The organism is Microbacterium sp. Kw_RZR3 (assembly GCF_029222405.1).
Lineage (GTDB): Bacteria > Actinomycetota > Actinomycetes > Actinomycetales > Microbacteriaceae > Microbacterium.
Window position 1 is genome coordinate 1 of sequence record NZ_JARHXC010000024.1, and the last position, 702, is coordinate 702.

1 protein-coding gene is annotated in these 702 nt (G+C 63.8%); it reads left to right on the forward strand.

The annotated features are described in order from the left end of the window. Positions 1-218: 218 nt before the first annotated feature. Positions 219-702: hypothetical protein (locus tag P2P98_RS00815; RefSeq protein ID WP_275796274.1), on the forward strand; the 484-nt coding region annotated here is incomplete at its 3' end.

Below are 702 nucleotides of genomic sequence, written 5' to 3' on the forward strand. Positions count from 1 at the left end.
ACGTCAACGAAAACGCCACCCTGGTCGCCGATCAGACGCGTGTGACCTTCTCCTCCGGCATCACCTCCGACAAGAGCTCTCCCGTGGCTTCCGCTCGGGTAACCGGATCCATTGTCGATAGCAGGATCGCGTTGCACTCCTCCGCGGGCGCGGTCACCGTCACGGGCACGACCGTTCGCGGATCGATTGATGCGTCCAGCCGAGGCGGCGCAACCACCGTGACCAACAACACCGTCAGTCGCGACACCTCGAACGAGGATTGGGACGGGGGCGGATTCGTCACGGTCACCCGCGCGGACGGCTTCGACGCCGCCTACCCGCTGAACGTCACCGGGAACACGATCACGAACGGATCGCTCACGGTGGTTTCCGCCAACAACAGCGCACAAGCCGCGCCGATCAAGGTGACCGGAAACACCATCTCCGAAGCAGTCGAGACACCCCTCACCGTCGCCGACGTGAAACTTCGTCCCTCCAACGTCCTCGCCAACACCCTCCGCAACAACACGATCAACGCCATCGCCCTCTCCGGGACACTCGTCGAGAACTGGACCCTGCCCACCACAGGCCCCCGACTCATCCTCAACCGAGATCTCTCCTACTACGACAGCAGCGTCGACGGCGGCATCCGAATCAGCGCCGGAACAACACTCACCGCCCCCGCCGGCACGACCGTCAAGGCCGAGGACAATGTCGGAATCA